The following is a 14109-nucleotide window of genomic DNA, read 5'->3' on the forward strand; positions in this document are numbered from 1 at the left end:
TTAGCAGGTAATTTAGCCTAATAAGCCCACCATAGCGGCTTCATCAATCACTGGAACGCCCAGCTCTTCAGCTTTAGTGAGCTTGCTACCAGCATCCGTTCCAGCTACTACGTAGTCGGTTTTCTTGGAAACCGATCCAGCGACTTTGGCACCTGCTTTTTCGAGAAGATCTTTTGCCTCATCTCTTGTCATGGTTGGGAATGTACCGGTGAGAACAAAGGTTTTCCCTGCTACAGCTGCGCTGATGACTTTTTCCTCAACAGATAGTTGCATACCTGAAGCCAAGAGTTGCTCGATCACTTCACGGTTATGGGCTTCTTCCATAAAGCTAGTTATTGAGTCTGCCACTACAGGACCAACATCTTTTACTGTCAACAAGTCTTCAAGGCTGGCATCCATTAAGGCGTGCATGGATTGGTAGTGATTAGCCAAGTCTTTGGCTGTGGTCTCGCCCACATGACGAATACCCAGTGCAAAGATGAATCTCGCTAGCGTAGTGTTTCTGGATTGATTGATTGCGGCTATGAGATTGTCAGCCGACTTCTCGCCCATGCGCTCTAGGTTGGCAATAGCTGTAAAGCCAAGGCGATAGAGATCGGCCGGCGTTCTGACTAGATTGTGATCAACCAACTGATCGACGATCTTCTCGCCCAAGCCTTCAATGTCTAAAGCTCTTCTATGGGCAAAATGAATTAATGCCTGCTTGCGCTGCGCTCCGCAGAATAAGCCACCGCTACAACGTGCAATTGCCTCATCAGCCAATCGTTCTATGTGCGAATCGCACACTGGGCAATTTGTTGGCATGACAAATTCCGCTGCATTAGCAGGTCTACGCTCTTTCACTACCGAAACGACTTCAGGAATGACATCCCCTGCTCTTCTGACAGAAACAGTATCGCCAATGCGTACATCTTTGCGCTTTACTTCATCTTCATTGTGGAGAGTAGCGTTGGTCACGGTAACTCCACCTACCTCTACTGGAGCAAGTCTTGCGACTGGAGTAATGGCACCCGTACGTCCAACCTGCACATCAATTCCGAGAACGGTGGTTAAGGCTTCTTGTGCCGGGAACTTGTGAGCCAAGGCAAATCGTGGGGCTCTGGATACAAAGCCCAATTTGGCTTGCTCAGCAAAGGAGTTGACCTTGTAAACAACACCATCAATGTCGTAAGGAAGTTCATCACGCTTTGCACCAACCTCGTTATAAAAAGCCAATATCTCCGCTACGGATTTGAGAACACGGCGCTCAGTGCAAACTGGCAAGCCTAGCTTTACATAAGCATTGAGAAGCTGTTCATGGGTATTTGGTAGCCAAGACTGAGGCTCTAGAGCTCCTAAGCCATAAGCAAAGAATGAGAGCGGTCTCTTGGCAGTGATCTTAGAATCTAATTGACGCAGACTTCCTGCAGCGGCATTACGAGGGTTAGCAAATTCTTTCTCCCCCTGGGCTGCGGCTTGCGTATTCATTTTCTGGAAGTCTTGGAGATACATAAAGACTTCACCACGCACTTCCAACACTGCCGGGATATTCTCACCTGTCAGCTTTAATGGGATAGCACGAATCGTTTTGATATTGGCCGTAACGTCCTCACCGCTAGCACCATCACCACGAGTGGCTGCCCTCACTAAAGAGCCATGCTCATAACGCAGTGAGATTGCCAGACCATCAAATTTGAGTTCGCCCGCGTAATCCACTTGGTCGACGTGCAAACCCTCACGGCAACGGCGATCAAAAGCGGCGAGCTCTGCATCTTCAAAAGCATTGTTCAATGAAAGCATTGGCACCACATGCGTAACTGAATCAAATTCTTTAAGTGCGGCGCCACCTACTCTTTGGGAAAGTGAATCAGCAGTCACCCACTCAGGATGTATGACCTCAATGTCGAGTAACTCGCGATAGAGGCGGTCATACTCGCTATCAGGAACTATGGGGTTATCCAGGACGTAGTAAGCATGCTCTAAGCGAGCTAGCTCAGCTTGTAAGAATGCGTAGTGATCCGCTAAATTTGTCGGACTAGAGGACGACAAAGCGATTCCTTAGCTAAAGAGTCTGCTGGCAGTAGAAGAGCCAGCTGGAACGCCACCCTTCTCAAGATTGGCATACAAGACATCAAGATGCTGGCGAATACTCATCACTGCAGCTTCAGTCAAATTAATACCGTTGTCATCCACCAAGCGACCGTGGGCAGCTTGAGCGATCTCAATACCCTCGCCCAGCATGCGCTCAAAAGCACGCTCATCCTGAGATACCAGGGGCACTTCGAGCAATAAGGTTGCTTGCTTAATGGGCGCATTAGGATCGATTTCTGCGCTGGTAAAGATGAACGTACCGTTGCTATAGAACTCGTAAGCACGGCCGTTACGGGAAAGCCTAAAACCGCGCTTACGCATCAAGGCATCAAAATTAGCACCAGGTGTTGCCTCGTCGAAAAGCACATTAATACTCAACTGAATGTCACTCTCCGCAGCCATGGCATCGAGCTCTTTAGCACCATCCAACATAGCGCTCACGCTTGGCATATCAATCTGGGAGCCCAAGGTTTCTGCAAGCGCTTGTGCACGCGAACAAAAATCAGAAAGCTCCAATACACCAATCGGACCGCGACGATTAGCCAGCTGAATTGCTAACTGCAACTCAGAATAAGACGCTTCTGAGCGCAAGGTTTCCCAATCTTCAGCAGCATCAACATCGGCATTTAAACCTTCGCACATCCAACGCGCTGTTGAAGTTACAGGAATGTCATTCCAAGCATTGATTTCTTCTAAGATTTCAGCGCCACTAATGCCCTCATCAAAACGTAGAGTGATAACGCAATCAATACGGGGATCAATTGAAAAACTTTCTGGGGTGGATGGCATTGAAACTGTAATGCCTCCAAAAGAAGGTTCCTTTGTAAAACGATTGTCAGCAGAGTATTCACCGGCAGCTTTTGCCTTGCGGCGAGCTCGGGCGTATTTGAAATTCAGAATGGCAACTGAAATGAGAATCAGCAGGCCAATAACAGCCAAAGCGAACTGCAAGTCAGACAAACCCAACATTGTCATGAATTGCTCTAGATCCACTTAAGCTGCCTCCACCATAGACACCGCAGAAGAAATATCCACCGCCACAATACGAGAGACACCCTGCTCTTGCATGGTGACACCAATCAACTGATGAGCAATTTCCATAGTGATCTTGTTATGTGAGATGAATACGAATTGAGTCTTATTAGACATTTTGGCAACCATCTGCGCATAACGCAAGGTATTCGCATCATCCAATGGCGCATCAACCTCATCGAGCAAGCAGAATGGGGCAGGATTGAGGAGGAATAAGGAGAAGACCAGAGCAATCGCAGTCAAGGCCTTTTCACCACCGGAGAGTAAGTAGATCGAGCTATTTTTCTTGCCTGGAGGCTGAGCCATCACTTGAACGCCAGCATCCAAAATCTCTTCACCAGTCATCACCAACTCAGCATGACCACCACCGAATAACTCGGGGAACAATTTTCCGAAGTGGGTATTGACCTGATCAAACGTACCTTGCAAGAGATCACGAGTTTCCGCGTCAATTTTGGCAATCGCATCCGTCAAAGTCTGCATTGCCTCGTTCAAGTCAGCGGATTGCGCATCTAAGAACTGCTTGCGCTCACGCGAACTTGAAAGCTCATCCAAGGCAGCCATGTTTACTGGGCCCAAAGACTGAATCTCATTGCCAAGGCGAGTTACTTCGCTTTGTAAAGCACCTGCTTTAAGGTCAGGACTAAAGTTTGCCTCTAATGCAGTTAGGTCGGCCTCAGCATCTGAGAGCAAGGTTGCAAACTGCTCAAAGCTCAAACGGGCAGCCTGTTCACGTAACTGCAAATCCACGACCTTGTCACGCATTGGCTGTAGGCTGCGCTCAATCTGTAAGCGCACTTCATCTGCTTCACGCAATTGATGCAATAAAGCATCTTGTTCGGTGCGAGCATTTGCTAAAGCTGCTTCGCGAGCACTGCGAGCCAGCAAAAGTCCCTGCAATTTATCTTGAGCCTCTTCATCGCTGAGAGTTTCAAGCTCTTGTTCAGAGGTAGCCTGCTTATCCTGGATCTCCATGATCTGCACACGTGCAGTACTTTGATCACGCTGCAAGTCAGCAATTCGTTGCTGTAAAGAGCGAGTTGCAAAAGCCGCTTCTTGAGCAGACATCTCGGATGAGCGCAAAGACTCACGCAAACGATCGCGTTCCTGGGTGGCTAACTCGAGTTTTTCTTGAGCGATAGCAAGATTTTCTTGCAAGCCTTGCTTAGATTCTTCTGACTGAGCAAGCTCTTCAGCTGATTGCTCTTGAGTTTGAATCAATTGCTCCATTTGCTGGCGCAACTCGCCCAATTCTCCCTGAATTTGTTCGGCGCGCTGACTGTACTTTTCTTCAGCCTGAGTTAATTGCATTCTTTCTACTTCAAAACCATGTACTTCTTGCACGGCTTGCTCAGCAGCAATGCGAGTTTGCTCAGCAGTTTGGTGGGCGGCCTGATAGTTAGCAGCACATTGATCCAACTCACCTTGCAACTCACTTTGAATTAACTTCTGTGCACGCAATTGCTTCTCGAGACCTTCCATCTCTTGAGCACGTGCCAACATACCAGCCTGCTCAGAATCAGCTGCGTACAACTGCACACCTACACGGCTCACTAAATGGCCCTGTTGAGTAACAAAAGCACCGCCTGCAGGCAACTTCTCACGACGATGCAATGCATCTTCCAAGCTATTAGCAATATAGATGTTGTCTAACCACTCTTGCAATACAGCGGCAACGCGAGGTGCGCCTGCACTCTGAACACGAGTTAGCAGAGGAATGAAATCCGCTGGCACAGTCGTGTGCGCAGGAGAAATATCTTCCGTTAATAAAATAGCCAAACGACTTGGAGGGGCATCATTCGCTAAAGCTAAAGTTTCTTGAACGCTCTTGGCTGTAACAGCAGCTAAGCGCTCGCGCAAGACGGACTCCAAGGCGGCTTCCCAACCACTCTCCACCTTGAGCTCTTGCCACAAACGCTTGCTCTCTTTTAAGCCTTTGCTCTCAAGCCATGGGCCAATTTTGCCTTGGGCTTGAACGCTGGCTTGCAATGCAGTCAGTGCGGTGAGTTTTGCTTCGGTTTGAGCCAACTCTTGGTTAGCCAACTGAATCTGTTGTTGCGCAGTATTACGAGCTTCATCTGCAGCCGGGACACGTTGTTGCGCCTCTCCGGCTTTTTGTCTTGCTTCATCCACTTTGCGTTGCGCCATCGCATGACGGTCAATTGCCGTTTGCAATGCTTCGGCATCGGGTCTACGCATACCAGCAAGCTCAGCCTCAAGGCGGGTATCGCGCCCTTTAAGCTCTTCAACTTGTGTATTAATAGCTTTAACGCGCTCACCTAAACTAGCTAAGCGCTGGTCAATCGTGGCTAAGTTTTCACGCGCATCATTCAGTTCGCGTGCGTGAACTTGATATGCCTCTTCGCGTGAGGGCATTTGCTCTTGCAAGCCTGATAAATCGGCGATTAATGTTTGCTCTTTTTCTGCGGCTAGGTTGAGCTCTTGCTCGGCCGTACGCTGTGCTTGAGCAGCATCAGTTTCTTGAACGGTCCAACGTTGAAGTTGTGCTTGTAAATCTTGGGATTGTTGTTGCAGACGCTGACGCGCTTCTTGCACGTAACGAATCTGTGACTCTACTTGGCTGACATCAGCATTTGTTTGATACAAGTCACCTTGAGCCTGAGAAACCTTATCCTGCAAAGCATACTGCTCTGTGCGCATTGTCTCAAGCTCAGTCTCCACATGACGCATTTTGGCCGTCTGCTCTTCCAAGCTTACTTGCGTCTCACGAGCGCCGTTGGCATGACGTTCCTGTTCTTTACCAGCCTCAGTCTGACGCACGAACCAGAGTAACTGTTGCTGAGACTTCATCTCAGTAGACAGTTCAGCATGGCGCTCAGCGACAGTAGCCTGCTTCTCTAAGCGAGTTACCTGCTGATCGAGCTCACGCAAAATATCTTCTACGCGTACTAGGTTTTCTTTTGTATCTTCAAGACGGGAGGCCGTTTCTTTACGACGCTCTTTGTATTTGGAAACACCTGCAGCCTCTTCCAAGAAAACACGCAGCTCTTCTGGTTTTGCTTCCAGGATGCGATTGATCGTGCCTTGCCCGATGATCGCGTAACCTCTTGGACCCATACCGGTGCCCAAGAAAATATCTTGAATGTCTTTTCGGCGTACAACTTGATTGTTGACGTAGTAGCTGGAATTACCATCACGCGTCAGAACACGTTTGATACCCAATTCGGTAAAAGCACTCCACTGACCTTGAGCGCGCCCTTCTGAATTATCAAAAATGAGTTCCACACTAGCGCGACCAGATGGTTTACGCAAACCAGAACCATTAAAGATTACGTCCTGCATCGATTCGCCACGCAATTCACTGGCGCGTGACTCGCCCAAAACCCAACGTACAGCGTCAATAATGTTCGACTTTCCGCAACCGTTAGGACCCACAACACCGATCAATTGACCTGGCATTTCAAAGTGAGTTGGATCGACGAAGGACTTAAAGCCGGAAAGTTTGATGGATTTCAGTTGCACGGCGTACTTTGCAGGGAAAAAAGGGGTTCAAATAAGGGGGTAAAAAATTATTACTAAAGTGGGAAGATGATAGCAAGCTTAGGGCTCCTCACACGGGTTTTTGCCCCACCGATATAATGATTAATCTACTTCCAGGGTCAAAACCCCTTAACAATCTGATAGTTAACTGAAAAGCATGAGCCAATCACCACAAAGCATCATCGAACAAGCCTGGGAAAACCGCGCAAACCTGTCTCCTGAGGCCGTTTCCGGGGAAATCCGCAACGCCGTGAACGCCGTACTCGAAGGTCTGAATACAGGCAGTATTCGTGTGGCTGAGCGCCGCAGCGTCGGCAAATGGGAAGTAAACCAGTGGGTAAAGAAGGCTGTTTTGCTCTCTTTCCGCCTGGAAGACAACAAACCCATGGGTGCTGGCGGCTATACCCAGTTCTACGACAAGGTGCCGAGCAAGTTTGAGCACTACACCGCAGATGACTTCGCCAATGGCGGTTTCCGCATAGTTCCCCCTGCCATGGCCCGCCGTGGCTCATTTATCGGTAAAAATGCCGTTTTAATGCCTTCCTACGTCAATATTGGCGCTTATGTAGGCGAAGGCACCATGGTTGATACCTGGGCAACTGTAGGCTCATGTGCCCAAATCGGTAAAAACGTTCACCTTTCCGGTGGTGTTGGTATTGGCGGTGTTTTAGAGCCAATCCAAGCTGGCCCTGTGATTATTGAAGACAACTGCTTTATTGGCGCCCGCTCTGAGGTCGTTGAAGGTGTCGTTATTGAAGAAAATGCCGTTCTCTCTATGGGCGTCTATATTGGTCAAAGCACCAAGATCTACGACCGCGAAACCGGTGAAATCCATTACGGCCGTGTACCGGCAGGTTCTGTTGTGGTTCCCGGCTCACTTCCTTCTGCTTGCGGCAAGTACAGCCTGTACGCCGCGATCATCGTGAAAAAGGTCGATGCTCAAACTAGAGCCAAGACTGCGATTAACGAACTCTTGCGCGATTAAGTTAAATCTATGAGCGCTACCCTTGAGCTTACTGAAGCTCTTATCTCCTGTCGCTCGCTAACCCCAGCAGACGGGGGCTGTCAGGAGCTCATTGCCAAACGCCTGCAAGCAATAGGTTTTCACACTGAAAGCGTTGTTAGTGGTCCTGAGAGTTTTCAGGTAACTAATCTTTGGGCTATTAAAAAAGGTGTAGCCGGCGATCAAGGTGAAGTATTGGTGTTTGCCGGTCACACCGACGTAGTGCCTACTGGCCCGCTCGAAAAATGGACCAATGATCCATTTACCCCAACCATTCGTGACGGCGTGCTCTATGGTCGTGGCGCTGCGGATATGAAAACGTCTCTTGCAGCATTTGTGGTTGCTACAGAAGAATTCGTAATCACCCATCCGAATCACAAAGGTTCAATTGCCTTTTTGATTACTAGTGATGAAGAAGGTCCAGCCAATGATGGCACCGTCATCATGTGCGAGCGCTTGCAAAAACAGGGGCAGCGTTTAGATTACTGCGTCATTGGCGAGCCAACCTCAGTCGACCAATTGGGCGACATGATTAAGAATGGTCGTCGCGGCTCACTCTCAGGCAAGCTCAGAGTCAAAGGTATTCAGGCGCATATCGCCTACCCCCACCTAGGCAAAAATCCCATCCATCTTTCAGCACCAGCAATTCAAGCGCTAGTGGAGACTGAGTGGGATAAGGGCAACCAGTATTTCCAACCTACTAGCTTTCAGATTTCTAATATTCATGCAGGTACTGGCGCGAACAATGTCATCCCAGGTGAATTGGCAATTGATTTCAATTTCCGCTTCTCGACTGAGAGTAAGCCAGAAGAGTTGCGCAGCCGCCTAGAGGGAATCCTCACTGGCGCAGGCCTCGAGTTTGAGATTGACTGGGTCTTGGGCGGTAGCCCATTCATTACAGGTGATGGCGCCCTTGCCGGCGCATTACGCAACGCTATCAAAGCTGAAACTAAAATTGATGCAGAGCTCTCTACCACTGGCGGCACAAGTGATGGTCGTTTCATTGCCAAGATCTGCAAAGAGGTGGTCGAGTTTGGCCCACTCAATGCGACAAGTCACAAAATTGATGAGTGTGTCATAGTGGATGATGTCGTGCCACTCAAAAATATCTTCCGTAAGACTCTCGAGCAACTTATTGCTTAAGATTATTCAGTCAATTACTTAGCTCATAAAAATTTCTAATGGACCCTGCGCCCCAGCAATCTCTGACACTTGATCAATGCATTGATCAAATTGCACAACGACTAGAGGCGGCGGATTTACATTATGGTCATGGTGCCATAGACGCGCAGAGTGAAGCTCTGTGGATTGCTAGTAAACAGCTGGATCTCAGCCCTACTGATGCACTCGATCACTTAGAGAGCGTAATAAGCGCCGAGCAAATTGCTAAGGCATTTGAGGTGACAGAACTCCGCATCTCTTCGCGCAAGCCATTGGCCTATATTTTGGGTGAAGCTTGGTTAATGGGTGTGCCTTTTTTCTCCAGCGAACAAAGCATTGTCCCCCGCTCCTGGATAGCTGAACTCATCGTTGAAGGCTCACTTGAGCCTTGGCTGCCAGCAGATGGTAAAGCTCTCGATCTTTGTACCGGCAATGGCTCTCTAGCAATTTTGCTAGCCTTGGCTTGCCCAGATATTCATGTGAGTGCTTGTGACATCAGCTTACCTGCATTAGCAGTGGCATCTCGCAATCTCGATCGTCATGGTCTCACTTCTCAAGTGGAACTTTTTGAGGGTGATCTCTGGGATGCGCTTCCAGAACCGCATGAAGACAATCTCTTTGATCTCATCATTTGCAATCCGCCTTACGTCAACGCCAATTCCATGAATACCCTACCCGCTGAATATCATGCGGAGCCTGCTCTTGCTTTGGCGGGTGGCGATGATGGCATGGACCTCATTCGCAAGATTATTGCGGGTGCTCCTGACTATCTATCTGAACGTGGCGCCATTCTGATTGAGATTGGCAATGAGTATGAGCACTTTAAAAAAGCGTTTCCGCAGATCCCAGTAATTTGGATGGAAGTATCTGCGGGCGACGAGCAAGTTTTACTGATTCAAGCGGAAGACCTGCGCTAAGTTTATTACTGCTTTAGCTTAGCTCTGCAGCTGCAGAGATAGCCTCATCAATACGCTCTACCGGAATCACTCTTAATCCTGAAATCTTGGTCTTCGGCATATTGGCCTTCGGAATAATTGCCACCGTGAAGCCAAGCTTAGCCGCTTCTTTAAGGCGCTCCTGGCCACGTGGGCATGGACGAATCTCTCCAGCTAAACCAACTTCACCGAAGACAATTAATTCTTTTGGTAGGGCCTTATTACGAATCGAAGATTGAATTGCCAACAACACTGCCAAGTCGGCTGCTGGCTCAGAAATCTTCACGCCGCCTACTGCATTCAAGAATACATCCTGATCAAAGCACGCCACACCAGCATGACGATGCAATACCGCCAAGAGCATAGCCAATCGCGCCTGCTCCAAGCCGACAGCCAAGCGACGAGGATTAGGGATATGCGCAGTATCTACAAGCGCCTGAATCTCTACCAAGAGTGGGCGACTACCCTCTTGCGTAACCAATACGCAGGCACCAGGTACCATCTCGGCATGTTGCGATAAGAAAATAGCTGAAGGATTGGCAACTCCACGCAGACCTTTTTCAGTCATGGCAAATACGCCAAGCTCATTGACTGCGCCAAAACGGTTTTTAATCGAGCGCACCAATCTAAATGAAGAATGGGTATCACCCTCAAAGTACAAAACAGTATCGACAATATGTTCGAGTACACGCGGGCCGGCCAAGTGACCGTCTTTAGTCACATGGCCCACCATCAAGACACAGATGCCACTAGATTTAGCAGCCCTAGTTAATTGCGCAGCACACTCTCGTACTTGCGCGACAGAGCCTGGAGCTGAACTCAACACTTCTGAATACAAAGTCTGAATGGAATCCACCACCAAGACTTGAGGCTTCACCGTGTCCATGATGGATAACAGTTTTTCTAATTGAATCTCAGCAAGCACTTCTAATTGAGGAGCATCCAATGCAATACGTTTTGCTCGTAGTGCAATTTGAGCGGCAGATTCTTCACCACTGCTGTAGAGGACGTTCATGCCTGCAGCACTCATTTCAGCCAGTGCTTGTAGCAACAAGGTGGATTTACCAATACCTGGATCACCACCCAACAAAACAACTCCGCCAGGAACTAATCCACCGCCTAGAACGCGATCAAACTCTTCTACGCCAGTACTAAAGCGGGGGAGATCTTCCGCGCTAATTGCTGAGAGCTTTTGACGTGGAAGAGATTGCGCTAGGCCTTGAAAACGGGTATTCGAGCTCACCTCGGGTAAGCCTTCTTCTAGCGTATTCCATGCCTGACATGAAGGACACTGTCCTTGCCACTTAGCAGAGGTCCCACCGCATGACTGACAGATATAGATTGTTTTAATCTTGGCCAAAGTATTACCTAGTAATTAGTGAGTGCAACGGTAAAAATCAATTAATCGAGCTGTGTGCCCGCTTTGTTCTCTTGAGCGCGCTTAGGTGCATCTTTGCGGCGTTGCTCAACATCTGCTGCACGAGCAGCTGCTGCCTTTTGCTTCTCTTCAAATTCTTTTTGATTGGCCGAACGCTCCGCCGCTTTTTCAGCGGAAGCACGTTCAGCGATCTTGGTAGCATCACGCTGATCTTTAATGCTCGCTCGCAACTTACGCTGCACCTCATGCAACTCCACCTCTTGCACGCGTATTGGATCTATCTCTTTACGATACTCAGCACGAGAGTCCTTGAGGCAGCTATTAACCCGGTAGTTTTGATAGCAATCAGAGTTTTTTTTATCCCAGCGGTATTTAGCCCAATCGCGTTGCAATTCCAGCTCACCCTCAATCTTGTCAAGCTGCTCCAGCTGCGCTTCTTCGGCAGGAGTGCCAAGCACCAGATTGCTGAAGGAGCAAATCATTAGAAATGCCCCTAAGGAGAACAGGGAGCGCAAGGTGACAGACTTTCTCAAATCTCTACCTTTGCGCCGAGCTCAACTAAGCGATTGGCAGGAATCTTGAAGAAATCAGATTGGCGACCGGCATTTTGGTACATCCAGCAGAATAAGCGCTCACGCCACAAAGCCATGCCAGGAAGCTCTGTAGCCACGATGGTGTCACGCGATAAAAAGAATGAGGTATCCATCAAGTTAAATCGAAGCCCGGATGACTTCTCAATTAGCTCAATGATGGAGCCCATATCTGGAGTTTCTTTAAAGCCATAGATAGCACGCACCACATGGATATTGCCACCAAGGTCTTTCATGGTGATGCGCTCAGCATCATTCACATAAGGAATATCCCAAATACTGACCTTCAAAAAGAAGACTCTCTCATGCAGAACATGGTTGTGCTTTAGGTTGTGCAAGAAGGAAACTGGCAAGTAATCAACGTGCGCTGTGAGGAATACAGCAGTACCCTCAACCCGATGCGGCGGATGCTTTAATAAAGACTCAATGAAGCTACCCAGTTGGATACCCTCTTCCATTGCGCGCTGGCGCAAAATCTGACGACCTCTGTACCAAGTAATCAGACAGGTAAAGCACAATAAGCCTAAAGCCAATGGATACCAACCACCATCTTTAATCTTAATTAAATTCGCAGTCCAGAAAGCAATATCAACAACAAAAAATAAGACTGTAATCAGACCGACCAATATGATGTTCATCTTCCATTCACGGAACATCACCACGGCCAACAAGATGGTGGTGATCAACATAGTTGATGTCACGGAAATACCGTAAGCTGCCGCTAAATTGACTGATTCTCTAAACTCAATAATGGTAACAACCACCATAAATAACAAAGCCCAATTCACCATCGGAATGTAAATCTGACCTTGCTCCGAATCCGAAGTGTGCTGAATATTCATGCGCGGCATAAAGCCGAGTAAGATCGCCTGACTCACTAGTGAATAAGCCCCAGAGATAACCGCCTGCGAGGCAATCACAGTGGCTACAGTAGCCAAACCTACTGTTGGCCATAAAGCCCAATCAGGCACCATCAAATAAAACGGGTTTTTAACAGCCTCTGGATTAGACAGGAGTAAAGCGCCTTGACCCAGATAATTAATTAATAAACTAGGCAACACAATTAGCAACCAAGCATAACGAACTGGAGTACGTCCGAAGTGCCCCATATCCAAATACAAAGCCTCGACACCAGTAACAACCAAGACGACGGCACCCATCACGATATAGGCAGTAGTTGGGTGCTCAATGATGAAGTTCATGGCATACCAAGGATTGAATGCAGCAACAATCTCTGGCGCATCACCAATATTAATAACGCCTAAGGCAGCAAGAGTTAAAAACCAAGCCAAAGTGATTGGGCCAAACAACTTGCCAACGGCGGCGGTCCCAAATTTTTGGATCAGAAATAATGCAACCAAAATCACTAATGAAATCGGGATAACGAATTTACTTAGGCCAGGCGCCGCAATCTCAATACCTTCAAGGGCAGATAAAACAGAAATTGCTGGCGTAATAACGGATTCGCCCAGCAACATACATGCGCCCAACATACCGATGATCATGAAGAAGAAGTAACTCTTTGACTTACTATCAAATGAACGCAGAGCCAAAGCCATTAGCGAGAGAACACCACCCTCCCCTTTGTTATCTGCACGCATCACAAAGAGAACGTACTTCACTGTCACCACCAAAATGAGAGCCCAGATCATCATCGAGATCACGCCAAAGAGGGCCTCGGGTGTGTACGCGATGCCATGATGAGGATCGAAACATTCCTTGAGCGCGTAGAGTGGGCTAGTACCGATGTCACCAAAGACAACGCCAATTGCCGCAAGCATCATTACGCCGAGGCTTTTTTTATGCTCGCCTCCTGACCCCTGAACCTCAACTGGGTTCAAAAGTGTGGAGCTAGAAAATTCTGGATTACTAATGGACATCTCAAAACCTTAATGTGATGTTGCACGGCAATATGTTACTCCTTATGCAGCCTGACTCAGGAGTGATATTTACTCCTCAAAACCACTTATTACAGCTCTATTTAAAGGTATATCTCGACAGAGACCCTCAAAAAATGGTAGAATCTCAGCTTCAGACGCGGGGTGGAGCAGTCTGGCAGCTCGTCGGGCTCATAACCCGAAGGTCGTAGGTTCAAATCCTGCCCCCGCAACCACAAACCCTTGATTATTAAGGGTTTTTTGGTTTCTGAAGGTCCGAAAAGCACTAAAGCTAAAACTTTGGTGCTTTTTTGTTTGGATCTTTAGGTCAATAAACGAAGTGGACTCCCCTTCAATTCAAACCTGAAATGTATTGATTAAAAAAAATTAATACAAATTCGATATTCACTAAAAATACCCCGTTTGTTACCATGACCTTACATATCGGAGGGGTCGTTGTAGCATCCCCCGTCAAGCCGACATTCCTAAAGTGTTGTTTTCTGCCTGCGCTCGATAGTCTCTAGGCGATATTCTGCCAAGCGATCTGTGTGGTCGTTCTTCG

9 protein-coding genes and 1 tRNA gene are annotated in these 14109 nt (G+C 48.1%); 4 read left to right on the forward strand and 6 right to left on the reverse strand.

All coding sequences use genetic code 11. The features are described from left to right. Positions 1-12 precede the first annotated feature (12 nt). Genes ligA through smc form a run of 3 tightly spaced genes read right to left on the reverse strand, consistent with a single transcriptional unit; the run spans position 13 to position 6585 of the window. Positions 13-2028, reverse strand: a complete 2016-nt coding sequence (gene ligA / locus ACIQZ3_RS03265) for an NAD-dependent DNA ligase LigA (RefSeq protein ID WP_397390301.1) — start codon at positions 2026-2028, stop codon at positions 13-15. Between the two features lie 9 nt (positions 2029-2037). Further along, positions 2038-3045, reverse strand: coding sequence for a cell division protein ZipA C-terminal FtsZ-binding domain-containing protein (locus ACIQZ3_RS03270; RefSeq protein ID WP_397390303.1), 1008 nt, complete (start codon positions 3043-3045; stop codon positions 2038-2040). An 18-nt stretch (positions 3046-3063) separates the two neighbouring features. After that, complete coding sequence (smc, locus tag ACIQZ3_RS03275) at positions 3064-6585, reverse strand: chromosome segregation protein SMC (RefSeq protein WP_397390305.1); 3522 nt, start codon at positions 6583-6585, stop codon at positions 3064-3066. A 175-nt stretch (positions 6586-6760) separates the two neighbouring features. Here smc and dapD point away from each other — a divergent pair, with 175 nt between their 5' ends. Genes dapD through prmB form a run of 3 tightly spaced genes read left to right on the forward strand, consistent with a single transcriptional unit; the run spans position 6761 to position 9684 of the window. Further along, positions 6761-7588: a 2,3,4,5-tetrahydropyridine-2,6-dicarboxylate N-succinyltransferase gene (gene dapD, locus ACIQZ3_RS03280; RefSeq protein ID WP_397390307.1), complete on the forward strand. Its 828-nt coding sequence runs from the start codon at positions 6761-6763 to the stop codon at positions 7586-7588. A 9-nt stretch (positions 7589-7597) separates the two neighbouring features. Beyond that, entirely contained in the window at positions 7598-8749 is a 1152-nt protein-coding gene (dapE, locus tag ACIQZ3_RS03285; RefSeq protein ID WP_397390309.1) for a succinyl-diaminopimelate desuccinylase, read from the forward strand. A gap of 38 nt (positions 8750-8787) precedes the next feature. Then, entirely contained in the window at positions 8788-9684 is an 897-nt protein-coding gene (gene prmB, locus ACIQZ3_RS03290) for a 50S ribosomal protein L3 N(5)-glutamine methyltransferase (RefSeq protein ID WP_397390311.1), read from the forward strand. 13 nt (positions 9685-9697) lie between these two features. Here prmB and radA read toward each other — a convergent pair whose 3' ends face one another. Genes radA through ACIQZ3_RS03305 form a run of 3 tightly spaced genes read right to left on the reverse strand, consistent with a single transcriptional unit; the run spans position 9698 to position 13550 of the window. Further along, positions 9698-11062, reverse strand: coding sequence for a DNA repair protein RadA (gene radA / locus ACIQZ3_RS03295; protein ID WP_397390313.1), 1365 nt, complete (start codon positions 11060-11062; stop codon positions 9698-9700). Positions 11063-11103: 41 nt separating this feature from the next. Then, positions 11104-11562, reverse strand: coding sequence for a hypothetical protein (locus ACIQZ3_RS03300; RefSeq protein ID WP_397390315.1), 459 nt, complete (start codon positions 11560-11562; stop codon positions 11104-11106). A gap of 47 nt (positions 11563-11609) precedes the next feature. Continuing rightward, entirely contained in the window at positions 11610-13550 is a 1941-nt protein-coding gene (locus tag ACIQZ3_RS03305; protein WP_397390317.1) for a potassium transporter Kup, read from the reverse strand. 156 nt (positions 13551-13706) lie between these two features. On the opposite strand from ACIQZ3_RS03305, the gene ACIQZ3_RS03310 reads away from it, so the two are divergent. Beyond that, positions 13707-13783: transfer RNA gene (locus ACIQZ3_RS03310), tRNA-Met, on the forward strand. The last annotated feature ends 326 nt before the right edge of the window (positions 13784-14109 follow it).

The organism is Polynucleobacter sp. (assembly GCF_044342855.1).
Lineage (GTDB): Bacteria > Pseudomonadota > Gammaproteobacteria > Burkholderiales > Burkholderiaceae > Polynucleobacter.

Bases quoted from the DNA above. Each gene is read 5' to 3' on its own strand.
- ACIQZ3_RS03270 (WP_397390303.1), bottom strand. From the start codon at position 3,045: ATGACAATGTTGGGTTTGTCTGACTTGCAGTTCGCTTTGGCTGTTATT.
- dapD (WP_397390307.1), top strand. From the start codon at position 6,761: ATGAGCCAATCACCACAAAGCATCATCGAACAAGCCTGGGAAAACCGC.
- dapE (WP_397390309.1), top strand. From the start codon at position 7,598: ATGAGCGCTACCCTTGAGCTTACTGAAGCTCTTATCTCCTGTCGCTCG.
- prmB (WP_397390311.1), top strand. From the start codon at position 8,788: ATGGACCCTGCGCCCCAGCAATCTCTGACACTTGATCAATGCATTGAT.
- ACIQZ3_RS03300 (WP_397390315.1), bottom strand. From the start codon at position 11,562: ATGATTTGCTCCTTCAGCAATCTGGTGCTTGGCACTCCTGCCGAAGAA.
- ACIQZ3_RS03305 (WP_397390317.1), bottom strand. From the start codon at position 13,550: ATGTCCATTAGTAATCCAGAATTTTCTAGCTCCACACTTTTGAACCCA.